Here is a 25,086-nt window from a genome sequence, read left to right on the forward strand (position 1 = left end):
CACTCGCCAATCAAGAGGCGCGGATTCCCGCGCAGCTGAAGAAGAGGCGTGCCCGGGCTCCATACCCGAGCAAGCCACAGCCATGACAGCCCTGCATTTCGCCGGATCGCGGTCGCGTGTCCGCGCGCCTTCTCTTGCCCCTATCCAGCCGACCAAACGAGGAAGATATGAACGTCACCGTCTACAGCAAGCCCGCCTGCGTCCAATGCACCGCGACCTACCGGGCGCTCGATCGCCAGGGCGTCAGCTACGAGGTCATTGATATCTCGGCCGACCAGGACGCGCTCGAGACGGTCAAGGGCCTCGGCTACATGCAGCTCCCCGTCGTCGTCGCCGGCCCCGAACACTGGGCGGGTTTCCGCCCCGACAAGATCAGCGCGCTATCTTAGAGGAGAGAAGCGGTGGGGCTTATCGTCTATTTTTCCAGCCGCTCGGAAAACACCCATCGCTTCGTCGAAAAACTCGGGCTTCGCGCAAAGCGTATACCGCTCGCGGAAAGTAAGGATACACTTACAGTCACCGAACCCTATGTGCTGGTCGTGCCCACCTATTGCGGCGACGACGGCCGGGGCGCCGTGCCGAAACAGGTAGTCCGCTTCTTGAACGACGCGGTCAACCGCTCTCACCTCCGCGGCGTGATTGCCGCGGGCAACAGCAATTTCGGCGCGACCTACGGGGTCGCCGGCGACGTCATCTCGGCCAAGTGCAGCGTGCCTTATCTCTATCGTTTCGAGCTAATCGGAACGGACGAAGACGTCGCCAATGTCAAAAACGGGATGGAACGATTTTGGACGTCACAACACGCGAACACCCCCTGAAGGCGACGGAAGCGGCGCTGGACTATCATGCGCTGAACGCGATGCTGAACCTTTATGACGAAGAGGGCCGGATCCAGCTCGACAAGGACCGGCTGGCGGCGAAACAGTACTTCCTCCAGCACGTCAACCAGAACACGTTCTTCTTCCATAATCTCAGGGAAAAGCTCGATTATCTGGTGACCGAGGGCTATTACGAACAGGAGGTCCTGGACCAGTACTCCTTCAACTTCGTGCGCGACCTCTATGACCACGCCTAGCCAAGAAGTTCCGTTTTCCAACCTTCCTCGGCGCGTTCAAATATTACACATCCTATACGCTGAAAACCTTCGACGGAAAGCGCTACCTGGAGCGCTACGAGGACCGCATCTGCATGGTGGCGATGACGCTTGCGCGCGGCAACGAGCAGCTTGCCCGCGATCTGGTCGACGAGATCATTTCCGGCCGGTTCCAGCCGGCGACGCCGACTTTCCTCAATGCCGGCAAGAAGCAACGTGGAGAGCGGGTTTCCTGCTTCCTGCTGCGGATCGAGGACAATATGGAAAGCATCGGCCGTGCGATCAATTCGGCGCTGCAGCTTTCCAAGCGAGGCGGCGGCGTGGCGCTGTCGCTTACCAATATCAGAGAGATGGGCGCACCGATCAAGCAGATCGAGAACCAGTCGTCGGGCATCATCCCGATCATGAAGCTGCTCGAAGACTCGTTCTCCTACGCCAACCAGCTTGGCGCCCGCCAAGGCGCAGGCGCCGTCTATCTGCATGCCCACCACCCCGACATCATGCGCTTCCTCGACACCAAGCGCGAAAACGCCGACGAAAAGATCCGCATCAAGACGCTGTCCCTCGGCGTCGTGATCCCGGACATCACCTTTGAGCTCGCCCGCAACAACGAGGACATGTACCTCTTCTCGCCTTATGACGTTGAGCGCGTCTACGGCATGCCGCTGACCGAGATTTCGGTGACGGAGAAGTATCGCGAGATGGTCGAGGATGCGCGCATCCGCAAGAAGAAGATCAAGGCGCGCGAGTTCTTCCAGATCGTCGCCGAGATCCAGTTCGAGAGTGGTTATCCCTACATCATGTTCGAGGACACGGTGAACCGGGCAAACCCGGTCGCCGGGCGCATCACCATGAGTAATCTCTGCTCGGAAATCCTGCAGGTGAGCGAATCCAGCGAATTCAACGAGGACCTCTCCTACGCCCGCATGGGCAAGGACATTTCCTGCAACCTCGGCTCGCTGAACATCGCCGCGGCGATGGACTCACCAAATTTCGGCCACACGATCGAAACCTCGATCCGCGCCTTGACCGCCGTCTCCGAAATGAGCCACATCTCCTCAGTGCCCTCGATCGAGAAGGGCAACGACGACAGCCACGCGATCGGCCTCGGCCAGATGAACCTGCACGGCTATCTCGCCCGCGAGCACATCTTCTACGGCTCCGAGGAAGGCATCGATTTCACCAATATCTATTTCTACACGGTCACCTATCACGCCATCAAAGCCTCGAACCGATTGGCGATCGAGAAAGGCCAGAGCTTCAAAGGGTTCGAGAACTCGAAATATGCGTCGGGCGAATATTTCGACAAATACACCGAGGCTGAATGGCTGCCGGCAACAGAAAAGGTGAAAGGCCTCTTCGACAGAGCCGGCATCCCCATCCCGACGCAGGAAGATTGGTTCGAGCTGAAACGGGCGGTGATGGACGGCGGTCTCTACAACCAGAACCTTCAGGCGGTGCCGCCGACCGGCTCGATCTCCTACATCAATCACTCGACCTCCTCGATCCATCCGATCGTCTCGAAGATCGAGATCCGCAAGGAAGGCAAGATCGGCCGCGTCTATTATCCGGCCGCCTTCATGACCAACGACAACCTGAAATACTACCAGGACGCCTACGAGATCGGACCCGAGAAGATCATCGACACCTATGCAGCGGCGACCCAGCACGTCGACCAGGGGCTGTCGCTGACCCTTTTCTTCCGTGACACAGCAACGACGCGCGACATCAACCGCGCCCAGATCCACGCCTGGAAGAAAGGCATCAAGACCATCTACTACGTCCGCCTTCGGCAGATGGCACTCGAAGGCACACAGGTCCAGGGCTGCGTCTCCTGCACGCTCTAACGCCGTATCCCCGACAGCTGCCCAGACTGCCCTCACCCCAGCCCTCGCCCCGTTTGCGGAAACGTGCCTCGCCGTTGGCTCAGACCCGCGCGGTAGTCACTTCTCCCCGCGTGCGGGGAAAGGTGCCGGCAGGCGGATGAGGGGCTGATATCACCGAAAGGCTCAAGCAATGACCATGCACACCAAACCCGCAAGCCGCATCCGCGCGATCAACTGGAACCGCATCGAGGACGACAAGGACCTGGAAGTCTGGACCCGTCTCACCGGCAATTTCTGGCTGCCGGAGAAGGTGCCGCTCTCCAATGACATCCCCTCCTGGGCGACGCTGAAGCCGGAGGAGCAGAAGCTCACCATCCGCGTCTTCACCGGCCTCACGCTGCTCGATACGATCCAAAACGGCGTTGGCGCAGTCCGGTTGATGGAGGATGCCGTCACCCCACACGAAGAAGCAGTGCTTTCCAACATCTCCTTCATGGAGGCGGTGCACGCCCGCTCCTACTCCTCGATCTTTTCCACGCTCTGCCTGACCCCCGATGTCGACGATGCCTATCGCTGGTCGGAGGAAAACGAGTTCCTGCAGAAGAAATCGGCGCTGATCATGGGAGAGTACGCCTCCGGCGATCCCCTGAAGAAGAAGGTCGCAAGCGTCTTCCTCGAAAGCTTCCTGTTCTATTCCGGCTTCTATCTCCCGATGTACTGGTCGAGCCGGGCCAAGCTTACCAATACCGCCGACATGATCCGGCTGATCATCCGCGACGAAGCCGTGCACGGCTACTATATCGGCTACAAGTTCCAGCGCGCTCTGGAGCGGCTGAGCGACGAACTCCGGCAGGAGATCAAGGACTTCGCCTTCGACCTGCTTCTCGAACTCTACGACAACGAGGCAAGGTACACCGAAGCGCTTTATGACGGCGTCGGCCTCACCGAGGATGTGAAGAAGTTCCTGCACTACAATGCCAACAAGGCGCTGATGAACCTTGGCTACGAGGCACTGTTTCCGGCCGAGGCCTGCAAGGTGAACCCCGCCATTCTCTCGGCCCTTTCGCCGAACGCCGACGAGAACCACGACTTTTTCTCCGGCTCCGGCTCCTCTTACGTCATCGGCAAGGCGGTGGCGACCGAAGACGAGGACTGGGATTTCTGAGCGCGAATCCCGGAGCACCGGCCGACACATGGAGAGCCACCCGAGGACATGCTGTCTTCTGGTGGCTCTGCATGTCACCGAAGTGCGGTTATTCTGCCGCGACCACCCGGCTACGGCCGATCGTTGCCTGCGTCAGCAGGAAGGCGGCGAGTGCGCAGGCAGCGATGGCGCCGGCCATTGGCAGGGCCGTTCCGTCGAAGAAGAAGCTGGCGACCACCATGGCGACGGCGGCGGTGACGAAGTGCAGCGTGCCCATCAGCGCCGAGGCCGTGCCGGCGATTTCGCCATGGTCTTCAAGCGCCAGCACCGCGGAGGTCGGGATCACCAAGCCGAGCACGCCATAGCCGACGAACAGGAAGGCGGCCATCACAGGCAACTGGTCGAAGCCGAGGCTCATGACGACGAACATCGTAACCATGGTGAGCGCAAAGGCGCCGACGGCGAGGTGCATCACCCGCACCAGGCCAAAGCGCTCGCCGAACCAGCCGGTCGCCTGCGACACCGCGAAGAACGACACAGCGTTCATCGAGAAGGCGATGCTGTATTGCGTCGGTGTCAACCCATAGTGGTCGATCAGCACGAAGGGCGAGTTGGCGAGATAGACCAGAAACCCGGAAATACCGAGGCCGCCGATGAAGGTGAGCGTCAGGAAGTTGCGGTCGGAAAGCAGCAAGCGGTAGGCGGCAAGCGCACTTGTCACGCTGCTGTCGGCTCGGTCCTTTTTCGGGCGAGTCTCCTGCAATTGCGTCGACAGGAGGATCAGGCCGATGAAGGCGGCGATCATCACGGCATAAAAGACACCGCGCCAGCCGTAAAACTGGATCACGGCGCTGCCGGCGAGCGGGGCCAGGATCGGCGAGATGCTGAAGACCAGCATCAGCAACGACATCAGCCGCGCGGCTTGCACGCCGGTGTGCATGTCACGGACGACCGCACGCGGAATGACCATGCCGGCGGCGCCACCAATCCCTTGCAGGAAGCGGAAGGCGATCAGCGTTTCGATATCGCTTGCAAGCGCGCAGCCGATGCTGGCGACGGTGAAGAGGCCAATGCCGAGATAGAGCGGCGCCTTGCGGCCCCAGATATCGGAAAGAGGCCCATAGATGAGCTGCGAGATGGCAAAGGAAATGAAAAACGAGAGCAGGCTGAGCTGCACGACCCCGTTCTCTGCTGCCAGGTCTTTGCCGATCGACGGCAAGGCAGGCAGATACATGTCGATTGCGAAGGGTCCGATCGCCGAAATCAAACCGAGGACGATGGCCGTGCGAAGGAAGGACGCTGTCATGGCAATGATCTTTCAGAAATCGTGACAACGCTCCTGGCGCGAGGCCGGCATCGCTGCCGTCGGGATTGAAACGCGAAAAATGACGGTCGTGCCAGGATCAGACGTTTGGAGACGTATCCGCCGCTGACTGATAAGTCCAATATTTTGGACACGCGTGTAAAATTAGACACCGTTGTCTAAATCGTCAATGGGCTCTATCTTCAATCGATGAAAAAACATGACCTCGCCTCGACGGACGCCCACGTGCAAAAGGGACAGCTCGCGAAACGCGTCTCGATCCTGGAGGCGGCTGCCGACGTATTCTGCCGCGAGGGCTTTTCCGGTGCCAGCATCGACGAGATCGCCGCCGAAGCCGGCGTGTCGCGCCAGACGGTCTACAACCACTATCGCGAAAAAGAGACGCTGTTCATGGCAGTGATCCAGGACATCATGGATCGCACCAATGGCGTCCTCTTTTCGATCCTGGCGACCTTTCCGGAACGGGCCGACAATCTCGAAGAAGACCTTGCCGCTTTCGCGGTGCGGCTCAACAAGAGCTGCATCTGCAACCAGGACGCCAAGTTCATCCAGAAGCTGATCGCGACGGAAGGCCACCGCTATCCGCATCTCTTCCAGTTCTGGCGGGAACAGGGCCCGGGCAAGACGGATCGGGCGCTTGCGGCACTCTTTGCGCGGCTCGCCCACCTGGCGCCGCTCGAAATCGATGACTTCGACCTCGCGGCGCGGCAATTCATCGCGCTGATAAAGGCAGACCTGCAGATGGGCGGGCTTTTCGGCGAGGCCCCAAGTGACGCAGAACTTGAAGATAGCGCCCGCAAGGCGGTGCGGACCTTCCTGCGCGCCTATGGCCGCGAGCAGAAAACGGGCAGTCTCGAAGCTCAACATTGATTGGCGAGCGGTCGATCATCGCCGGGCCAGGTCGCACTCTTCGGCAGTCGCCAGCTCAGGCAACGGTCTCTTCCTGCTGTGCCGGCTGCTCCAGCACCCGTGCTACACAAGCTCGCCTCTGATCTGATCGATGTTGTCGACTGATGGTCCGACGCCGAGCACATCCTTGACCCATTCCCGGCACATAAGGACCGACGGTTGCCACGCTGATCCTATCTGGTGATGCGAAAACCGCTGACGCCCTCCGGCGCCTCGACGAATTCGGTAACGACCTTCGAGACCCATGCTGCCGGCGGTCCTTCATGCAGACGCTCGAGCATGCGGGTAACCGCCTCCTCCGAGCCGCTGATCAAGGCGGCGACCGAGCCGTCGGCTTCGTTACGGACCCACCCGACGAGACCGAGCTTCTGCGCCTCGTCGCGCGCCCAAACCCTGAAGCTAACGCCTTGCACCCGCCCGAGGATTCGGACCAACGCCGTCTTGTTGGTCTCATTCATGATCGCGTCTCCGTCATCGTCTCCCACGCTATCTGGCGCGAGGTGGGGGAAAGGCAAGCCATCCGCGCAACGAACCTGGAGGGAGCTCTTCCGACGACGGCCCGGCAGGCTGAACCGCAGAAAGGCGCGATAAACTCCCTCGTTATCAATTTTATTTTTTCTTCGCGCATTTTTCTGTTCAAGCTCGGGGAATCCTCCGACGGCGGCGGCGCCTTCCCCGAGGACGAGCGCATTCTCTTGAGCGCCGAGATCATGCTGCGCCGTTCGGCGTAGGCCGATCCAGCAACAACCGGATTCGGTTTTCCGCCTGGGTTTCGACGTCTCGGAGGGACGGAGCCGAAGCGGGACAATATCGCCGCCGCGGTGTCCAGATAGCCATGCTCATGGTGGACGCGCAAAGGACTCTATCTCATGTTGCTCGCAAAACACCATCGTCTCATCAATGACGAAGCGCCTTAGTCCATCGTCGAGAAGTGCTTAATTTTGCTTCATGGTCACCCGCGCAAACTGAGGGCTTTCTCAAGCCTGAGAAAGGCGATACAAATCCTCGGATAATAGTTTCTGTGCGCCGAGTTTTCGTATCAATGTCTCGCTCCACTCAACGTCAAATCGCCCGGACCGTGCTCACCGAGCGCGGAATAGCACGCTTGGCGGAGCTTCGGAACGCTGGTGTGACAGCGGCAACCATGAGCCGGATGGAACGGGATGGCGAGGTGCTGCGGCTTGCTCGCGGTCTCTATCAACTTCCCGACGCCGAGCTCGATGCCAACCATAGTCTGGCAGAGATCGCCAAGCGCGTTCCGAAAGCCGTTGTGTGCCTTGTTTCAGCTCTCGCATTCCACGGCCTGACCGATCAGCTGCCGAGACACGTGTGGCTTGCCATAGGCCGCAAAGACTGGGCGCCGAAACCAGCTGGCACACCAATTCGCATCGTGCGTTTCACGGGAAGCCTACTCAACGAAAGCGTCGAAACCCATGTCATTGAAGGCGTTCCTGTGAAGGTCTTCGGGATTGCTAAAACAATTGCCGATTGCTTCCGCTATCGCAGCAAGATCGGCCTTTCTGTGGCGATCGAGGGGCTTCAGGAAGCGCTGCGGCAGCGCAAGGCCACGCCCGGCGACATTGCCAACCAGGCCGAACGTGGTGGTGTCGGCACCGTGATCCGTCCCTATCTCGAGGCACTGACCGCCAATGGCTAAGGAGATCAGAAATGTTGGCGCCTCGGTGCGGGCCCGCCTCCTGCAACTCTCCAACGCAAGCGGGCAAAGCTTTGACCTGGTTCTGACGCGTTTTGCCCTCGAGCGGTTGCTGTTCCGGCTCAGCCAGTCACCCCATGCGGATCGCTTTGTGCTGAAGGGCGCCATGCTGATGATGAGCTGGTTCGAGGATCCGCACCGCGGCACGCGCGACCTCGACCTTCTGGGCTTTGGCAGTCCCGAACCGGACCTGATGCTGGAGACATTTCGGGAAATCCTTGCGCAAAAGGTTGACGATGGCGTCATGTTCGATGCCGACACCCTGCGCGTGGATCGCATCCGTGAGGAGCTTGAATATGGTGGGCTCCGGCTACGGGCGGTCGCTTCGATCAGCGGCGCCCGGATCAACCTGAGGATCGACATCGGCTTTGGTGATGCGCTTGAGCCCGGGGCTGACATGCTGGACTATCCTTCCATGCTGGATTTCCCGGCGCCACGGCTGCGGGCCTATGCGCGGGAGACGGTCATCGCCGAGAAGTTTATCATTGCCGAAAGCTGGCATCGTTCCTTCAGTCAGCTAAACAGGCCGGCGTTCGTAGTCGACGGCCCGCGAAGGAGCAATGCCAGAATGGGCACGGCGGCGATGGAAACTCCTGCCGCGCAGATGAAGAACGCCGAGTAACCGAAACGCTCGGCGATCCAGCCCGCACCAAGGCCGCCGGCCATGCTGATCAGGCTGTCCATGCACTGAAAAAGCGTGAAATCGACGCCCGCCTGGCGCGGGTCGGCCCAACCCATGAACTGCGCGTAGAGCGCCACGAAGCCAATCGCCATCACGCCGGAGGAACTGGCGACGGCAAGCGTCATCACGAGCGACCACGAGCCGTCGCCGGACGCGCCGACATGGGCAAAGGCGATGAGCATCGCCACCTGCATGAGCAGCGCACCGACGAGCACTGCGCCCGCACCGCGGAGCCGGACGAGCAGACCGCCGAAGAGTGCTCCGCCGAAGCCGACGAGCATGTTGCCGACGCCGTTGAGCATGCCGACGGAGGCGAGGTCGAAGCCGTAGTCGATGAGGAAGGGGCCGAGCATCGCGAGTCCCCATTTCTGCGCGGAGACATAAATCGCCGCAAGCAGCAGACCTTTGCGCACCTCTGGCCGGCGCAGCGCCGCTTTCAGCGACGGCACATGGCTGCGCGTTGCGCTCGTCAGCCGCGAACCCGGACCGAGCAGGAAGGGAAGGCCGAGCATCAGCACGACGGCCGCCATCGTCCAGACAGCGGGCGCCCAGCCGAGCCGGTCGACGAGGACGAGAAACAATCCCGCGCTGATCGCCGAGCCGACATAGGAACCACCGACCTGGGCGGCATTGCCCCAGCCGTGATGTTCTTCCGCGAGCGTCTCGACCGCATAACCATCGCAGGCGATGTCAACCGTGGACGTGAAAAGCGCAATGAACACCAAGCAGACGAGCACCGGCCCGAGCCGCTCCGGCCCCAGCAGGCCGACGAGCGCCAGCATGACAGCGCAGAGCGTGCCGCCGGTGAGGACGATGACGGCCGAGCGGTTGCGGCCGGCCGCCGGCAGGCGAAAACGCTCCACCAGCGGCGACCACAGAAACTTCAACGCCCAAGGCAGCACAGTCAGATAGACGAGGCCGATCTCGCCGAGCGGCACGCCTTGCGTCCTCAAGACTGCCGGCAGGCCGAGCATCGTCAGCCCGCCGATCACGCTCTGCGCCACATAGAGCCCGCCGACCGCGAAGAAGATCGCAGCCGGCGACGGCCTTGTTGACGGCTTGGCCTCAAGCACCATCAGAAGCGATAGCGCACGCTGGCGACGACCTTGCGGCCCTCGTCGAAGTAGCAGAAGCCGGTGGTGCAAAGCTGTTCGACCTCGTTGAAGAGATTGGTCGCATTGAGCTGCAGCCGCACGCCCTCGAAGTTCGGATTTGCGGCACCGAGGTCGTAACGCGCCGACGCGTCGACGAAGGTGCGTGCCTCGTTGTTGAGGACAGGCGTGTGCACGTTGTCGCCGAAGCTCGATCCGACATAACGAACACCGGCGCCGACGCCGAGCCCTTCGAGGGGGCCTGACTGCACCTCGTAGTCGGCCCAGAGCGAGAACATGTGGTAGGGCGAGGAGTTCAACTGATTGCCGAGCGTTTCGGCGGTCAGTTTGGTGATCTCGACGTCGTTGTAGGAATAGGAGGCGATGAAGTTCCAGCCATTGTCGAGTGACGCCGTGGCTTCGAGTTCGAAGCCGCGCGACCGGAGGTCGAGCTGGCGCAGAAGATTCAGGCCGGAAGAGGTCTCGTAGACGGTGGCGTTTTCCTGGTCGATGTTGAAGACGGCGGCAGTGATCGTCGCGTTCTGGCCGGGGATCTCATACTTGACGCCCGCCTCCCACTGCTTGCCGAGCGTCGGCATGGCCGCCGTGTTGGTGCCGCCGAGATTGATGATCACACCCGGATTGGAAACGAAGGCCGTGCCGTAGCTGACATAGGGCATCATGCCATTCGGCAGGACATAGCCAAGCGCCGCACGCGCCGTCGTTTCGCTGTCGTCGCGGTTGAAGCGGCTTCCGTCGACCGAATACTTGTTGTCCACCCAGTCGTGGCGCAGGCCTGCGGTCAGGCGCCAGGCGTCATATTCGATCTGGTCCTGGAGATAGATGCCGATGCCGCTCTGCGACTGTTTCTGGGTGGAGGTCAGCTTCGGCACATAGGTGAAATCGTCGGTGAAGAGATCCGGCCCGCTGCCCTGCTTCGACGTATATTTCATGTAGCTGTAGTCGATGCCGGCAATGAGCTGGTGCGCGGCGGCACCGGTGTCGAAGTCGAACTTCAGATAGGTGTCGCTGGCAACGCCGGTATTGTCCTCGACGGTCAGGCCCGGATACTTGGCGAACACCCATTCCTGCCGCGTCGAAATGTCGGAATAGCGCAGCTTGTGATAGAGCGTGACGCCGTCGCTGAGTTCGTGCTCCAGCTCGTAGCCGATGCGGCCCTGCTTCTGGGTAAAATCGTTGAAACGGGCGTCGCCGCCATAGGTCGGAATCGCGCCGATCGACTTGCCGTCAGGCCCATAGCGATTGAGGTAACCCCAGGTACCTCCGGTGGTCGAATCCATATATTCGCCGAGCAGGGTGAACTTGGTGCCCTCGTCCGGCTGCCAGGTGAAGGCGGGCGCGATAAACAGGCGATCGTCCTTGACCGCCTCGATCTCGGTGCGCCCGTCGCGTGCAAGTCCCGTCATGCGGTAAAGCATCGTGCCTTCGTCGTCGAGCGGCCCGGAAACGTCGAAGGCACCCTGGACCCGTCCATAGGAACCGTACTGCACCTCGACCTCGCGCAATGGGTCGCTGGTCGGGCGCTTGGAAACGATATCGACGATACCGCCGGAGCTGCTCGCGCCATAGATCGACGCCGCCGGACCGCGCAATGTGGCGATCGCCTCGACGCCATAGGGCTCCAGCCGGAAGAGGCCGTTGGGGCTAGCGATCTGCCTGAGGCCATCGCGGAAGATGCCGGTGAGCGTCAGGTCGATGCCACGCACCTTGAAGGCGTCGAAGCGCGGTTCGGCGCCGTATTGGCCGACGCGGGCGCCAGGCGTGTAGTTCAGCGCTTCTTTCAGGTTCTGTGGTTTGAGATCCTGCAACTGCTTCTGGCTGATCACCGACATCGACTGCGGCGTCTGCATCACCGACGTATCGGTCTTGGTGGCGATACGCGCCGATTTCGCGACATAGCCGTCGGTCTCGACGATGCCCTCGGCACCGGTGCGCTCGCCGGTGGCGGTGATCTTTTCGAGCTGCGTGGTGCCGTCCTTGACGACGGCACCAGTGGTGATGGACGCGTCCGACGGATCGAAGATCTGCACGGTCTTCTCGCCGACGATGCGATAGCGAAGCCCTGTCCCATCCAGAAGCGATGCAACCGCTGCTTCGGTCGCGATCGTGCCGCTGACGCCCCTGGTTTGCTTGCCGTTGGTGAGCGTACTCGGATAGAGCAGGCGCAGGTCCGCTTGCTGGCCAAGTTTCAGAATGCCCGCTTCGAGGGATCCGGCGGGGACGGAAAACGCTCTTTGGGCCGTTTTCGTCACCGGCGCCTGTGCCTGCACTGCGCCCGTGCAAGCAATCAAAGAGACGCCGGCAAGTGCCAAGCGTGCGAAAGTACGGCGCCGTGAACCACGGCCTTCAAGAATGCTCATCCAAAATCCCCTACTCAACTCCTGGAGCACCGACTGTTCCTTTTGGGGCGGCACTGCCACTGTTGACTAAGAGCGTCGGGAGCTCGATCTCCTGACGTCGTTTGGAAGATTTTCTGCCTAACGCGACTGCACGACGACCATGAGCCCGGACAGCCTCATCACACGCAGCGGCAGGCTCGTCTCCAGCACCCGCAGCGCGTCATCGGTGTCATGCAAATCGAAGATGCCGGAAACCTCCAACGCGCCCGCCGTCTCGTCGAGTAGCAGGATGCGGCCGCGACGGTAGCGCTCGAGCGTGGCCAGCACGTCACGCAGCGGCCGGCGCGAGAAGACGAGCTTGCCATCCCGCCAGGCGGTTCCGGCAGCAACGTCTGCCTTTGACAGGGAAAGCCGCCCCTGCCTGTCGATCGTTGCCGTCTCGCCGGCGCCGAGAACCGCTTTGTTGCCGGATGCCTCGACCTCGACGCGGCCTTCCTCCACCTGCACGTCGGCCGCCTGATCGGCGCTCACGGTGCCGACGGAATAGCGGGTTCCGAGCGCCGTCGCGCTGATGGAGCCGTCTTCGACCACGAACGGCTTGAACGGATTCTTCGCGACGGCGAAGAAGGCCTCCCCTCTAAGGAGCCGCACCGTTCTGCGGTTCTGCTCGTAGCGGACCACAAGGGCCGTGTCGGTGTTCAGATCGACTTCGGTCCCGTCTTCCAGAGTAATGCGCCTGACTTCGCCGACACCCGTATAGTAGTCGGCGCGCCAACGGTCGCCGTAGGGCGTCGTCAGCGACAGGATCGCGACGCCGGCCGCCAGACAGAGCCCGACGAAACCGCCGACCCGTCGCCGGCGCTGCGCGCGCAATTCGCCCAGCCTCCCTGCGGGAATGGGCACATCTCCCAAGTCGCTCCACAAGGCACGCAATTCGTCGTAAGCAACCCGATGATCGGGGTGCTCAGCCACCCAGCGGTCGAAGGCTTCGCGGTCGGCAACCGTCGCATCCTCGGACTGCAGCTTCGCGACCCATGTCGCTGCCGCTTCCAGGATGCCGTCATCGATTGTCTGGCGATTGCCGCTCATTCATGCCTTCCGGTCGAACTGAAATGCCGCTTGGCGATCCGCTCCTGGAATCGCTCCCATCATCTTAGAGTTGAAAGGGCGGTTCTTCCTGACGTCCGCTCAGAAAATAATCTCGGCGCGCATTTTCCGGCATTCGAGAAGCGCGCGGATGATGTGTTTTTCCACCATGTTCCTGGAGATGCCAAGCTCGCTGGCGATCGCGCCGTTGCTCAACCCGTGCAGGCGACTGAGGATGAAGACCTGCTGGCAGCGGTTGGGAAGCCCCTCGATAATGCGGGCCATGATCAGGAGGCACTGGCGCGCATTGACGATCCTGTCCTGGATCGGCCGGTCTTCGGCGGCGCATTCCAGTCCTTCGCTGTCTTCCACGAACATCGCTCGTTCGCGCGCGGCTCGCTCGGACGCCACGCGCGCGACGGAACGGGCAACCTGAAACAGATAGGCTTGGGGATTCTCGATCAGGGTGGAGCGTGACGCCTCCAGCATGCGCATGAAGGTTTCCTGCGTGGCATCGACGGCGTCTTCGCGATTCCCGAGGCGCCGGCTGAAAAAGCGACGAATCCGGCTCTCTTCTCGCTCGTGGAGCCCCTGCACCATCGCATCGGTCATCAATCTGTCTCTCCAGCGCACGGCGTTGGCACCACAAGCGCGCAAGGTCCGGCGCTATCGTTTATCTTGAATACGTTACTCATGTTTTATAAGCGAAGCGGAGACGCGCTGCAATGTGCGGACCTGCGGCACGAAGAACCGAAACCGCAACGGGGCCGGTGAAGCCCCATATTGGAAAAGAACTGTTGCACGGAGGCCACGGCAGCCGACGATGGCGTAAGCGCGACCGCCGATGTCAGGTGCGTCGCGTGCTCGCCGGCACGTTCCCCAGGGAAGTCAGTTCCGAGGCAATGCGATCGATCAACAGCCGCACGCGTCGCGGCTGTACGCTTGCCGGCGGATAGACGATCTGCAGTCCTGTTTCTCCGGACGCGAAGTCCGCAAGCAACTCGACGAGTGCGCCAGAGGCAAGGTCCTCCGCAATATCCCAGACGGATTTCAGCGCGATGCCGTGGCCGGCACGGCACCATTCGGCCACCAATCCGCCGTCATTGGCAACGCGTCTGCCGCGCACCATGACCTTGTGTGGCTTGCCATCGACCTGAAAGGCCCATTCACGATCGAGATTGGCACCGAAACGCATGACGATGCAGTCGTGACGGGAGAGATCGTCCGGATGTTGCGGCCTGCCCATCACTTCAAGATAGGCAGGCGCCGCGCATACGGCGCGGCGGTTCTCGCCGAGCGTGCGCGACCGAAGCGCGCTATCGGCCAGAACACCATGGCGAATGGCGAAGTCCATGCCCTGTCCGACGAGATCGACGTAGCCATCGGTGAGGTTGAGATCCACCGTCACATCAGGGTGTTCGGCAAGAAAGCGATCGAGGATCGGCACGATGTAGCGCCGGCCCATATCCTCGGGCGCACTCAGGCGGATCGGTCCGGAAATGGTCCGGGTTCCCGATCGGATGCCGGCCTCCAGTTCTCCGGCCTCCGCCAGCAGGCGACGGGCGCCGTCCACCAGAATGCGCCCCTCTTCCGTCAGGCTGATCGCCCGCGTCGTCCGCTTCAGCAGGGCTGCGCCATAGTGCGCTTCGAGTGCGGCCAACCGCTCGGAAACGGAGGCGGGCGACAACCCCTTCTCGCGCCCGGCGGCGGAAAGCCCACCCTTTTCGACAATCAGGAGAAACAGGGCGAGGTTGTCGAGCAGCATCTTTCGCTTTCTCCGAAATATGATTTTGGAACTAAGCCAATTATCCGGATGCACCGCAATAGCTAAATTCCCTATCGAAAAGGAGGCGCGACATGCAGCTCGACCACGTCACAATCCGCACAGGCGACATCGACGCAACGCGCGCGTTCTTCGAAACGGTCTTCGATCTCACCATCGGCGAGCGTCCGTCGGCCATCCGGCGCATCCCCGGCTTCTGGCTCTACGCCGAGGGTAGGCCGCTCGTTCATATCATCGGCAGCTACGGCAACGGTTATGACCGTGCGGCCGAGGCGATCGACCATGTCGGCTTCCGGCTCGACAACTACGCCGCCTTTCGCGCCCACCGGCTTGCGTTTCCCTATTCGACGATGGATCTCGCCGAGATCGGCGAACGCCGACTGTTCATGCGCGCGCCCGGCGGTCCGCTGCTCGAAGCCGTCTTTTGCGCACCCGTTCCCATGGAGAATGACCGTGACATTCAATGACAACACCGTCTCCGTCGTCATCGGTGGCACCAGCGGCATCGGCGCCGCCGTCGCCAGCGCGCTGATGCAGCGTCCCGGCCGGGTCGAGATCGCCAGCCGCGCCACCGGCCTCGACATTGCCGACAGCACAGCGGTCGCCGCGTACTTCCACAAGCTCGGTCCGATCGACCACCTGATCGTCACCGCCGGTTCCGCCGCTCCGGGTGGCAAGATCAGCGATATCGACCTGAACGCCGCCAAGGCGGCCTTCGACGTCAAGTTCTGGGGTTCGGTCGTGCTCGCCCGCGAAGCGGCCCGCTACATGCGTGCCGGCGGCACCATTACCTTCACCTCCGGGTTCCTCGCCCGCCGGACAGTGCCCGGCACCTTCGTCAAGACGGCGATAAATGCCGCCCTCGAAGCCACGGCGAAGGTGCTGGCCAAGGAACTGGCACCGCTGCGCGTCAACGTCGTCAGCCCCGGGCTGACGCAGACGGAGGCCTATGCCGGCATGGCCGGCGAGGCGCGCGACGCAATGTTTGACCGCGCCGCCGCAACCTTGCCCGCCGGCCGCTTCGGGCAGCCCGAAGATATCGCCAGCGGCTATCTCTTCGCCATCGATAATCCCTTCGTCACCGGATCAGTGATCGATATCGAAGGCGGCGCCCTCGTCAGTTGACTGAGAACGCCCGAAGGCTTTGCTCGCCGCATGCACGACGCCTATTCTAGTCGGATCATCGTCGCCAGCCGTGACGGCCGAGAGAATTCGCAAAAGCAGACCGTTTACCCACTATAAGGAGCAAACCATGAAAGCCGTCGCCCTCACCCGTTATCTTCCGGTTTCCGACCCGGAGAGCTTCCTCGACGTCACCTTGCCGAAGCCGGTGCCCGCGGGGCGCGATATACTGGTCGCCGTCAACGCCGTCGCCGTCAATCCGGTGGATGTCAAGATGCGGGCGCCGAAGGACAAGATCGAGGAGACGCCACGCGTCCTCGGCTGGGATGCGAGCGGCGTGGTCGAGGCGGTCGGTCCCGGCGTGACGCTGTTCCGGCCCGGCGACGAGGTCTACTACGCCGGCGACCTGACGCGGCCTGGGACCAACCAGCAATACCACCTCGTCGACGAGCGCATCGTCGGACCCAAGCCGAAGAGCCTTTCATTTGCCGAAGCGGCGGCCCTGCCGCTGACGACGATCACCGCTTACGAAGCCTTCTTTGATCGCCTGGGGATCGACCGGGACGGCGCCGACCGCGGCCAGTCGATCCTGATCGTCGGCGGTGCCGGCGGCGTCGGCTCGATCGGCATCCAGCTTGCCAAGCGCGCCGGTCTCACCGTTATCGCCACGGCCTCGCGACAGGAAACCATCGCCTGGGTGAAAGAGCTCGGCGCCGACCATGTCGTCAGCCATCGCGAGCCGCTGGTCGAACAGGTCCGCGCGCTCGGTTTCAACCATGTCGACCACATCGCCATTTTCAACGACATGCGCCACTGGGACGCCGCCGTCGAACTGATCCGCCCTCAAGGCGGCATCGTCTCGATCGACAACACCGATGTGCCGATGACGATGGCCGGCATGAAGACCAAGGCGGCCAGCCTCCACTGGGAGTTCATGTTCGCCCGGCCGATGCACCAGACGCCCGACATGATCGAGCAGCACCGGCTGTTGTCCTTCGTCGCCGACGAGATCGATGCAGGCCGGCTGAAGACGACGCTTGCCGAAGTGCTGTCCCCAATCAATGCCGCGAACCTGCGCGAAGCGCATCGGCGCATCGAGACAGGGGCTGCCAAGGGCAAGATCGTCATCGAAGGCTTTGGCGACTGATGCCCGAGAGGCTGTGGTCGTCACCGCCGAACGGCGCTGCCGGCCTGATTAAGCGAAATCGCTCGCCGCGACATAGATTGCGGCGAGCGCCTCGAAACCGACCTGATCTTCGGCATCAAACCGGCCAGGGCTCGGGCTGTCGAGGTCGAGCACGCCCAGCAACTTCCCGTCCTTGACCAGCGGCACGACGAGCTCCGAGCGTGACGCCGCATCGCAAGCAATATGCCCGGCAAAGGCATGGACGTCCGGGACCAGCATCGTCCGCCGTTGCGCGGCGGCGGCGCCGCAGACGCCTCTACCAACGGGTATCCGCACGCAGGCGACCTTCCCCTGGAACGGCCCGAGCACGAGCTCGTCGTTCGAGCGCAGAAAATAGAAGCCAGCCCAGTTCAGATTCGGCACCAGATCGAAAACAAGCGCCGAGAGGTTGGCGGCATTGGCGATGAAGTCGCGCTCGTCGTGCAGCAGGCCACCGAGCTGGCCGGCGAGTTCACGATAGAATTCGGGCTTGTCGCCGGTTTCGATTGTCTTCGAGGCAAACACGGTCCTACCTTTCAAATCTCGGCATCACGCCGCTTGGTCGCTCAATGATCATGGCGGCTCGCCAACGGCGGATCGCGGCATTGCGACCATTGGCGCAGCAATATCACCATCCCAGGAGACAGCAAAACTGCGATTCAGGCGATATTTCTTAAAGCGATATATCGATACAGCCTGCCCCAGGTTCTCAGCCATCCGTTTCCGGATCGCCCTTCACCGCCGTGATGATTTCGCCGAGCACCAGATGCAGCGCATCGCGGTAGCCATTACGGGCCGAAGGCCCGCTCTCGGCCGATGTCATGACGACGGTCAGATCGAGGCTCGGCACGATGTAGAGCATCTGGCCGCCATAACCCCAGGCGAAATGCACGTCTTCACCGGCAATTCGGCGCTCAAACCAACCATAGCCGTAGGAGTCTCCGGAAAAACGCGAACTGGTGCGATGCTGCCAGGACGTTTCGATCCATGCCGGAGACACGACCTGCGCGCCCGAAGCCGTGCGGCCGCCGTTGCGGTAGAGTTCGCCGAAGGCAAGAAGCGAGCGGGCACTCATCGCCATCTGGTTGCCGCCGAGATAGATCCCCTGCGGGTCGCGATCCCAGGCCCCGATGCGGAAACCTTCGAGCGGCCCAAACCAGTCGCGCGCCAACGTGAGGGTCGACTTGCCGCTCACTTTCGTCAAGATCGCGGAAAGAAGATGGGTCGAGGCGGTCGAATAGAGCATCTCCCCGCCCGGATCGTCATCGAACGGCTGCGCGAGCGCCGTGCGCACCCAGTTGCGGCTGGCGACCCAACGGCCGTAGCTCGGCCCCGAAAGACGGCCAAGCCCGGCCTGCATTGATAGGAGGTTGCCGATAGTGATGTCATTGATGCGTGGGTCCGGCGAAGCGGGAAGTTCCGCCTTCAGGATCGGCGCGATCTTCTGGTCCGGACCTTCCAGCAGCCCCTTGTCGATGGCGATGCCGACAAGCGCCGAGATGATCGATTTCGACGCCGACTTTATGTTCGTGGCATCCGTCACCCGGTTGCCGCGATAGCCGCGTTCCGCCAGGATCTCGCCGTCGCGGGCGACGATCACGGTCTTCAGTGGTTCGAGTTCTGTGCGCGATGCCAATTCTTTGAGGAGAGCCGAAACCGGCGCCTGCACCTCGGCAGCAGCCGGCAGGGTGAAGAGCGCCCAGAAGACGAGCGTCGGGGCCAAGAGTGCCCGGGCGAAGACGGCGGCGGCAAATCTGATCATGGATCAGCATCTAAGACCGCCCCGCGCCCGCGTCATCCGCCGCGACGCCATTTCACGGTGATTTGAAATCCGGGTGACCGCCGGGCCGCCGACTTCAGTCCGCCGGCTGCCTTGCAAAGGCCTCCACGAAGCGCCGCAAACTTTGTTCGACGAATTCCGTGACCGGTGCTTGCGGGTCGAAACTCCACCAGAGCAGCGACCCCTGCCATTGCGACGCCATCAGCAGCCCTAATCCTGGAGCCGCTGCGGGCAATCCCGAAAGACACTCGTCAAGCACACCCGAAAGCACGTCGCGCCATTTGGCGCCCCGCGCGCGGAGCTTCGGATCGCGTAGGTCTTCGCGAAGAATCCGGAGATCGTCGGCATAGGATTCGATGGCGCCATAGTCGCCGGAAAGGCCGACGAGCAACGTAATGGCGCCCTCCGGTGTGCGAGGGACCGTCGCCACCAGTTCCGCCGTCTGCCGGTCGAGACCGTCCCAGGCCTGCGTCAGCGCACTCTGGATCAGTCGCGCCTTGTTTTCGAAACGCTGCACCAGCGTGGCACCGGAAAGCCCTGTCCTGGCAGCGAGCGCCGCAAAGGTCAGTCCATCCGGACCTTCGGCCCGCATCAACGCGAATGCAGCGGCCAGCACCTCCTCGTCGGGCATCGTTTTCGGGCGGGGCATCTTGACTCTCATTTATAACCGAACAATCATTTATATATAACATAGCCGAAAGAGAACGCCAGACGGCAACCGGCCTAAAGGAGGAAAACATGTCTCTCGCAGGAAAAATCGCGCTCGTCGCCGGCGCGACACGAGGCGGCGGGCGGGGCATCGCCGCCGAACTCGGCGCCGCCGGTGCCACCGTGTACGTGACAGGGCGAACCACGCGGCAGCAACAATCCGACTACGGGCGGCCCGAGACGATTGAAGAGACGGCTGAGATCGTGACCAGTCTGGGCGGCCAGGGGATTTCCGTTCAGGTCGATCATTTGCAGCCGGCACAGGTAAAGGCACTCGTTGATCGCATCCGCGACGAACAGGGACGGCTGGACATCCTGGTCAACGATGTCTGGGGCGGTGAATTGCTGTTCGAATGGAACAAGCCGGTCTGGGAGCACAATCTGGAAAATGGCCTGAAGCTGCTGCGCCTCGGCGTCGACACCCACCTCATCACCGCCCACTACGCGCTGCCGCTGATGATCGAAAGGCCGGGCGGCCTGCTGGTCGAGGTGACCGACGGCACCGCCGAGTACAATGCCGAGAACTATCGATTGTCGCCCTTCTACGATCTTGCCAAGGTTTCGGCCAACCGCATGGCCTGGGCCCACGCCAAGGATCTTGCCCCGCATGGCGCGACTTCGGTTTCAATTACCCCGGGCTGGATGCGCTCGGAGATGATGCTCGAGCACTACGGGGTCAGCGAGAACAACTGGCGTGATGCCACGAAGAGCCAGCCGCATTTCGTGATCTCGGAGACGCCACGCTTCGTCGGCCGCGCCGTCGCTGCACTCGCGGCAGATCCGGAGAAGGCCCGCTGGAACGGCCAGTCGCTTTCGAGCGGCGGGCTGGCTCAGGTTTACGGCTTCACCGATCTCGATGGCTCGCGGCCCGATTGCTGGCGCTACATGCGCGAAGTGATGGAGGCCAACAGGCCAGCCGATGCCACCGGATATCGCTGAGCGAACGAGGTGCCGCTCGCGAAAGAAACGCGATCGATCACGATGGCCGTCCAGCAAACTTGAAACGGCGCGCCGCCTCCTATAGTCGGAGTTCCAGGCAAACCCAGCGCGCCGCCGCTCCTCATGCGAAGGCGGCGCTATCGAGTGTTACTGAAGATGGCATCGCGGGATCGTTATTCGAGAAAGCTGGAATGCGCAAAATGCGGAGCCTCCGGCTTCGCTGAAGCGTCTGAGAACGACAGTGCCAAGAGCGGCAATCGTGGCTTTCTCATCGACGTCATGCCGAAAGGCTTTTCGACCGAACGCACCTCTCCCGATCCCGCCAAGCACATGGTCCGTTGTCGCTGCGGCAACGTCTTCGCCTTCAAACAGAAGACCGTCTACGCCCCCGGCAGCGAACCGCGGGACTGACGCGCCATCGCAATCCGGCCGCCGGCGTTGAGAAAAAATTCACCATCTTGTCTCAACATCGACCCAATCAGCGGGCAGCTAAGGCGGCGCGCGTTCAAGTTTTGTTGATCGCGGACCCCTGCGGCAAAGGCTTGCGGCCAGAGCTGCCACCGCTTAATCGCTGAAGTTGAAGCCGAGCCGACACGCGTTGTTTTGCGAATGACCGGCACCCGTACCGCCGGAAAGACGCTTGCGGCGAGAGTATTTCCAGGAGCCCGCATGCGGCGCGAGACAACAAAGAGCCTTTCTTCCGAAACACCCCAGATGGCCAAGTTTTTCGCGCAGATGCACCGCATGCGGCATGCGCTGGCGATCGGAGCGATGGCGGTTGTTCTGTCAGGCTGTACGGCGCTCGATGTCGACGACGTGCGCGAACCGCCGCCGATCCCCGCCAAGCTCATTGCCGCCATGGCCAAGAACGGCAGCAAGCCGGAAAGCCCGGTTCTGGTTCGCATCTTCAAGCAGGAAAGCGAGCTGGAGGTCTGGAAACAGAACAAGCAGGGGCAATATACGCTTCTGAAGACCTACCCCATGTGCCGCTGGTCGGGAAAACTCGGGCCGAAGACGAAGGTCGGCGACCGCCAGGCGCCGGAAGGCTTTTACCATGTTTCCGCCGGCATGCTGAATCCGAAGTCGCAATATTTCCTGTCCTTCAATCTCGGCTACCCGAACCGGCTGGAGTCGGCGCTCGGCTATACCGGCGAAGCGCTGATGGTGCACGGCGCCTGTTCGTCGTCGGGCTGCTACGCCCTAACAGATCAGGGCGTCGGCGAGATCTACTCCGTGGTCCAGCGTGCCCTTGCCGGTGGCCAGGGCACCTTCCAGGTGCAGGCCTATCCCTTCCGCATGACGGCTGAAAACATGGCCAAGCACCGCGGCGATCCGAATTTCGATTTCTGGAAGAACATCAAGCAGGGCTACGACATCTTCGAAACGACGAAGCGCCAGCCGAAGGTTTCCGCCTGCGGTCGCCGCTATGTCTTCAACACCGAGTTCGCGGACGGCGAGCCTTCCGATCCGCTCGCCGCCTGCCCGCCCGCGGTATCGACACCTGACGCCGGGCTCGTTGCGAAGCTGCAATCGGAAGACGTGAAGCTCGCGAGCCTGATGGCAAGCGAGACGCCGGCCCCGCTCAACGCCTATGTCGACGGTGGCATGCATCCGAGCTTCCGGGCGCTTCTCGAGAAAAACGGTGCTGAAAAGCTGGCCGCGAAGATCTCGGCAACTAAGTATCCTATCAGCCGACCCGAAGCGGCGCTGGCGGATCCCTACGCCGGCCTGTAATCGTTCGTCGGCTGGCGACGCACAAATGACTTAAAAGGTCGGTTGCATCGCCAGAAGCGAATACAGGACCATCGAGGGTTCCATGCCTGAAAGAGAGATCCGCCGCCGCACCTTCCTGCAACTCTCCGCGGGGATCGCGGCTGCCGGTCTAGCGGGTTGCGCTTCGACCCGGCCGACGGTGACGCGCACCTATGCTCCGGAGCCGGTCCCGGAAGCGAACGCGTTCCTTGCGGACATGTACGGCGAGAAGCCGAACGAACTTTATCCGCTGCCGGCCATTCCCTACGAGAAGATCGATCCTCGCTTTTACCGCCAGATGGTCGCCGATCCGACCGGCGAAAAGCCGGGCACGCTGGTGGTCGACGTCGGCAGCCACTTTCTCTACCGGGTCTACGAGAACGGCCAGGCGATGCGCTACGGCGTCGGCCTCGGGCGCGCCGGCTTCGCCTGGGCCGGCCGCGGCGTCATCCAGTACAAGCGCGAATGGCCACGCTGGAAGCCGCCGAACGAAATGGTGGCCCGCCAGCCCGAGTTGCAGCAGTTCAGCATCGAGGCGGGCGGCATGGATCCCGGCCTGAAGAACCCGCTCGGTGCCCGCGCCATGTACATCTTCCAGAACGGCGAGGACACGCTCTATCGCATCCATGGCTCGCCGGAATGGTGGACCATCGGCAAATCCGTGTCGTCGGGCTGCGTGCGCATGATCAACCAGGACGTGGTTGACCTTTACAATCGTGTGCCGAACGGCACGCCGATCGTCGTCACCGACCTGACCGGCGGCGGCATGGTACAATCGCAGCCGATGCCGGAGTCACAGCCACTTCCGGACCAGCAGCCGTTGCCTGAGCCGTCGGACTATATGCAGATGGGCCCGGACGGACTGCCGCCTCCGCAGCCCCTGTAAGGCGGCGCGTCCGGTTCAAGGCGGTAGCGCGCTACAGAACGAGAAGCGGCGTCTTGCCCCTCACCCGATCGTAGAGATCGATCGCGTCCTGCTGCAGCATGCGTACGCAGCCGGCGGACGCGTTCTTGCCGATCGAGCGCCACTGCGGCGAGCCATGAATGCGGTAAAGTGTGTCCTGACCGTTCTGGAAGATGTACATGGCGCGGGCGCCGAGCGGATTGTCGAGGCCCGGATCCATGCCGCCGGCTTCGATGCCGTATTTCTTGAGGTGCGGTTGGCGCGCGATCATGTCGTCAGGCACGGTCCAGCGCGGCCATTTCCGCTTCCATTGGACCACGGCGCGCCCCTTCCAGGCGCGGCCCGCCGCGCCGAGACCGACGCCGTAGCGGATCGCACGACCGCCCGGCAGCACCCAGTACAGGAACATCCTCTGGGTATCGACGACGATGGAATAGGGCGGCTCGCTGGTCACGTAAGCCACCTCCTGGCGCAGGAATTCCGGTTTGATCTCACCGTACTGGATGCCGGGAACGTCGTAGCCCTCGTCCTTCACCGGTGCGTAGGCCTTTGCATAATCAAAGGTCTTCGTCGGTCCGACCGCTGAACCCGATGCCTCCCCCGGCGGATTGCCGTTTCCGGCGATCGGTTCGATCAGCTTCGGCTTCGGTTCGGGTTTCGGGATCTGCGTGCAGGCGCTCAAGACGGAACTGGCGATCACCGCGAGCAGCGACCGGCGGGACAAATTCATCGACACTTTTTTCTATTCCAGGTTGGGATTTCAATTGGAAATTTTTCCGAGGAGAGGCCCAGGCTCTTGGGCCGAACCGTGACCGAAATGTGGTGAAAATCATTCTTTGGCGTGGATCGCCACCGCCGAAGGCACTCGCATTCGGAGTGTTGCAGAATTCCCGCGCCGCCACGGTTGCCCGTTCTATCCGATCGCCAGATGACGCTTTGTCGGATCTGGAATGACGACGATGGTGCTGCCGTCCCGCACCTGGTCGTAGAGATAGACGACGTCCTGATTGAGCAGACGAATGCAGCCGGACGAAACCGCCTTGCCGATTGAATGCGCCTCGGGACTGCCGTGGATGCGGTAGAGCGTATCCTTGCCGTCCTTGTGGATGTAGAGGGCACGCGCACCGAGCGGGTTCTTCAGGCCCGGGGGCATGCCGCCATTGGCGATGCTGTAGGGAGCGAGCTTCGGCTGGCGCGCCACCATCTCGTCGGGCGGTGTCCAGCGCGGCCATTGGCGCTTGTAGGCAACGACCGCGCGCCCCGACCAGGCGAACCCCTCGCGGCCGACGCCGATGCCGTAGCGCATTGCCCGTCGGCCGGGCAGCACGTGATAGAGATACTTCGCCGGCGTATCGACGATCAGCGTGCCGGGCCGCTCATCGGTCGGATAATCCACCTCCTGCCGCCAGAACTTCGGATCGACCTCGGCGACCTTGACTTCGGGAATCGGGAACTCTTCGTCCGGCATCGCATAGTACATCGGCGGCACGACCGATCCCGTCGTTGCCGGTACCGTTGCCGCCGCCGGGATCAGTACAGGCGTCGGGCCTGCGGTCGCACAGCCGGTGACAAACAGGGAGGCTGTGCCGACGAAAAGGCTGCGGCGGGTGAGCGTGATGCCGGTCTTGTGATCGGCCATGGATGAAGAGGGCTCGTTTGATTCGGTCATATCGGGCATTCAACGATTCGATTGTTGCAATGCCG

23 protein-coding genes and 2 pseudogenes are annotated in these 25,086 nt (G+C 62.2%); 13 read left to right on the forward strand and 12 right to left on the reverse strand.

What is annotated here, in order from left to right; all coding sequences use genetic code 11:
* Positions 1-167: 167 nt before the first annotated feature.
* From nrdH to nrdF, 4 genes and pseudogenes are all read left to right on the forward strand, one after another.
* Complete coding sequence (gene nrdH, locus AC0C6X_RS20415; protein ID WP_173519635.1) at positions 168-389, forward strand: glutaredoxin-like protein NrdH; 222 nt, start codon at positions 168-170, stop codon at positions 387-389.
* 12 nt (positions 390-401) lie between these two features.
* The gene (nrdI, locus tag AC0C6X_RS20420) at positions 402-818 is read left to right on the forward strand and encodes a class Ib ribonucleoside-diphosphate reductase assembly flavoprotein NrdI (RefSeq protein WP_173519634.1); all 417 of its coding nucleotides are present in this window, start codon (positions 402-404) and stop codon (positions 816-818) included.
* 41 nt (positions 819-859) lie between these two features.
* Positions 860-2,940, forward strand: a pseudogene (nrdE, locus tag AC0C6X_RS20425) (class 1b ribonucleoside-diphosphate reductase subunit alpha).
* Positions 2,941-3,109: 169 nt separating this feature from the next.
* A complete protein-coding gene (gene nrdF / locus AC0C6X_RS20430; protein ID WP_173519632.1) occupies positions 3,110-4,084 on the forward strand; it encodes a class 1b ribonucleoside-diphosphate reductase subunit beta in 975 nt (324 codons plus the stop codon).
* Positions 4,085-4,172: 88 nt separating this feature from the next.
* Here nrdF and AC0C6X_RS20435 read toward each other — a convergent pair whose 3' ends face one another.
* Positions 4,173-5,369 carry a multidrug effflux MFS transporter gene (locus AC0C6X_RS20435; RefSeq protein WP_173519631.1) on the reverse strand — a complete coding sequence of 399 codons (1,197 nt, stop codon included), beginning with the start codon at positions 5,367-5,369 and terminating at the stop codon, positions 4,173-4,175.
* 207 nt (positions 5,370-5,576) lie between these two features.
* Between AC0C6X_RS20435 and AC0C6X_RS20440 the strand changes: the two genes are divergently transcribed.
* On the forward strand, positions 5,577-6,257 hold the full coding sequence (locus AC0C6X_RS20440; protein ID WP_173519630.1) for a TetR/AcrR family transcriptional regulator: 681 nt from the start codon (positions 5,577-5,579) through the stop codon (positions 6,255-6,257).
* A gap of 212 nt (positions 6,258-6,469) precedes the next feature.
* On the opposite strand, the gene AC0C6X_RS20445 is transcribed toward AC0C6X_RS20440, so the two are convergent.
* On the reverse strand, positions 6,470-6,754 hold the full coding sequence (locus tag AC0C6X_RS20445) for an acylphosphatase (protein WP_173519629.1): 285 nt from the start codon (positions 6,752-6,754) through the stop codon (positions 6,470-6,472).
* A gap of 584 nt (positions 6,755-7,338) precedes the next feature.
* On the opposite strand from AC0C6X_RS20445, the gene AC0C6X_RS20450 reads away from it, so the two are divergent.
* Positions 7,339-7,953 (forward strand): type IV toxin-antitoxin system AbiEi family antitoxin domain-containing protein, encoded by a 615-nt coding sequence (locus AC0C6X_RS20450; protein ID WP_173519628.1) that lies wholly within the window; start codon positions 7,339-7,341, stop codon positions 7,951-7,953.
* Positions 7,946-8,491 (forward strand): annotated as a pseudogene (locus tag AC0C6X_RS20455) (nucleotidyl transferase AbiEii/AbiGii toxin family protein); the annotation flags it as partial. The gene AC0C6X_RS20450 and the pseudogene AC0C6X_RS20455, both read left to right, overlap by 8 nt.
* Positions 8,492-8,523: 32 nt before the next feature.
* Here the strand turns inward: AC0C6X_RS20455 and AC0C6X_RS20460 are convergent.
* From AC0C6X_RS20460 to AC0C6X_RS20480, 5 genes are all read right to left on the reverse strand, one after another.
* Positions 8,524-9,768: an MFS transporter gene (locus AC0C6X_RS20460; RefSeq protein ID WP_472954825.1), complete on the reverse strand. Its 1,245-nt coding sequence runs from the start codon at positions 9,766-9,768 to the stop codon at positions 8,524-8,526.
* Complete coding sequence (locus AC0C6X_RS20465; protein ID WP_472954828.1) at positions 9,768-12,164, reverse strand: TonB-dependent siderophore receptor; 2,397 nt, start codon at positions 12,162-12,164, stop codon at positions 9,768-9,770. Before AC0C6X_RS20465 ends, AC0C6X_RS20460 begins: the two co-directional genes overlap by 1 nt.
* 117 nt (positions 12,165-12,281) lie before the next feature.
* Positions 12,282-13,232, reverse strand: coding sequence for a FecR family protein (locus AC0C6X_RS20470; protein WP_173519625.1), 951 nt, complete (start codon positions 13,230-13,232; stop codon positions 12,282-12,284).
* A 99-nt stretch (positions 13,233-13,331) separates the two neighbouring features.
* The gene (locus AC0C6X_RS20475) at positions 13,332-13,841 is read right to left on the reverse strand and encodes a sigma-70 family RNA polymerase sigma factor (RefSeq protein ID WP_472954831.1); all 510 of its coding nucleotides are present in this window, start codon (positions 13,839-13,841) and stop codon (positions 13,332-13,334) included.
* A gap of 235 nt (positions 13,842-14,076) precedes the next feature.
* Positions 14,077-14,994 (reverse strand): LysR family transcriptional regulator, encoded by a 918-nt coding sequence (locus AC0C6X_RS20480; RefSeq protein WP_247959172.1) that lies wholly within the window; start codon positions 14,992-14,994, stop codon positions 14,077-14,079.
* A 92-nt stretch (positions 14,995-15,086) separates the two neighbouring features.
* Here AC0C6X_RS20480 and AC0C6X_RS20485 point away from each other — a divergent pair, with 92 nt between their 5' ends.
* From AC0C6X_RS20485 to AC0C6X_RS20495, 3 genes are all read left to right on the forward strand, one after another.
* Positions 15,087-15,479 (forward strand): VOC family protein, encoded by a 393-nt coding sequence (locus AC0C6X_RS20485; RefSeq protein ID WP_173519622.1) that lies wholly within the window; start codon positions 15,087-15,089, stop codon positions 15,477-15,479.
* A complete protein-coding gene (locus AC0C6X_RS20490; protein ID WP_210266654.1) occupies positions 15,466-16,137 on the forward strand; it encodes an SDR family oxidoreductase in 672 nt (223 codons plus the stop codon). Before AC0C6X_RS20485 ends, AC0C6X_RS20490 begins: the two co-directional genes overlap by 14 nt.
* Positions 16,138-16,264: 127 nt before the next feature.
* Entirely contained in the window at positions 16,265-17,281 is a 1,017-nt protein-coding gene (locus AC0C6X_RS20495) for a zinc-binding alcohol dehydrogenase family protein (RefSeq protein ID WP_472954832.1), read from the forward strand.
* 48 nt (positions 17,282-17,329) lie between these two features.
* Here AC0C6X_RS20495 and AC0C6X_RS20500 read toward each other — a convergent pair whose 3' ends face one another.
* The 3 genes from AC0C6X_RS20500 to AC0C6X_RS20510 form a co-directional block, all read right to left on the reverse strand.
* Positions 17,330-17,824: a GAF domain-containing protein gene (locus AC0C6X_RS20500; RefSeq protein ID WP_173519619.1), complete on the reverse strand. Its 495-nt coding sequence runs from the start codon at positions 17,822-17,824 to the stop codon at positions 17,330-17,332.
* A gap of 184 nt (positions 17,825-18,008) precedes the next feature.
* Positions 18,009-19,061, reverse strand: a complete 1,053-nt coding sequence (locus tag AC0C6X_RS20505; protein ID WP_173519618.1) for a serine hydrolase domain-containing protein — start codon at positions 19,059-19,061, stop codon at positions 18,009-18,011.
* A gap of 94 nt (positions 19,062-19,155) precedes the next feature.
* Positions 19,156-19,728, reverse strand: coding sequence for a TetR/AcrR family transcriptional regulator (locus tag AC0C6X_RS20510; protein ID WP_173519617.1), 573 nt, complete (start codon positions 19,726-19,728; stop codon positions 19,156-19,158).
* 89 nt (positions 19,729-19,817) lie between these two features.
* Between AC0C6X_RS20510 and AC0C6X_RS20515 the strand changes: the two genes are divergently transcribed.
* The 3 genes from AC0C6X_RS20515 (at position 19,818) to AC0C6X_RS20525 (ending at position 23,364) form a co-directional block, all read left to right on the forward strand.
* Entirely contained in the window at positions 19,818-20,726 is a 909-nt protein-coding gene (locus AC0C6X_RS20515; RefSeq protein ID WP_173519616.1) for an SDR family oxidoreductase, read from the forward strand.
* Between the two features lie 714 nt (positions 20,727-21,440).
* Positions 21,441-22,460 carry a hypothetical protein gene (locus AC0C6X_RS20520; RefSeq protein WP_376741702.1) on the forward strand — a complete coding sequence of 340 codons (1,020 nt, stop codon included), beginning with the start codon at positions 21,441-21,443 and terminating at the stop codon, positions 22,458-22,460.
* An 82-nt stretch (positions 22,461-22,542) separates the two neighbouring features.
* The gene (locus AC0C6X_RS20525) at positions 22,543-23,364 is read left to right on the forward strand and encodes a L,D-transpeptidase (RefSeq protein ID WP_173519615.1); all 822 of its coding nucleotides are present in this window, start codon (positions 22,543-22,545) and stop codon (positions 23,362-23,364) included.
* A gap of 31 nt (positions 23,365-23,395) precedes the next feature.
* On the opposite strand, the gene AC0C6X_RS20530 is transcribed toward AC0C6X_RS20525, so the two are convergent.
* Both AC0C6X_RS20530 and AC0C6X_RS20535 read right to left on the reverse strand, forming a co-directional pair.
* On the reverse strand, positions 23,396-24,112 hold the full coding sequence (locus tag AC0C6X_RS20530) for a L,D-transpeptidase (RefSeq protein WP_173519614.1): 717 nt from the start codon (positions 24,110-24,112) through the stop codon (positions 23,396-23,398).
* Between the two features lie 183 nt (positions 24,113-24,295).
* On the reverse strand, positions 24,296-25,051 hold the full coding sequence (locus tag AC0C6X_RS20535; protein WP_246304567.1) for a L,D-transpeptidase: 756 nt from the start codon (positions 25,049-25,051) through the stop codon (positions 24,296-24,298).
* Positions 25,052-25,086: the final 35 nt, after the last annotated feature.

The sequence above is a fragment of the Ensifer sp. VA4 genome (assembly GCF_055710065.1).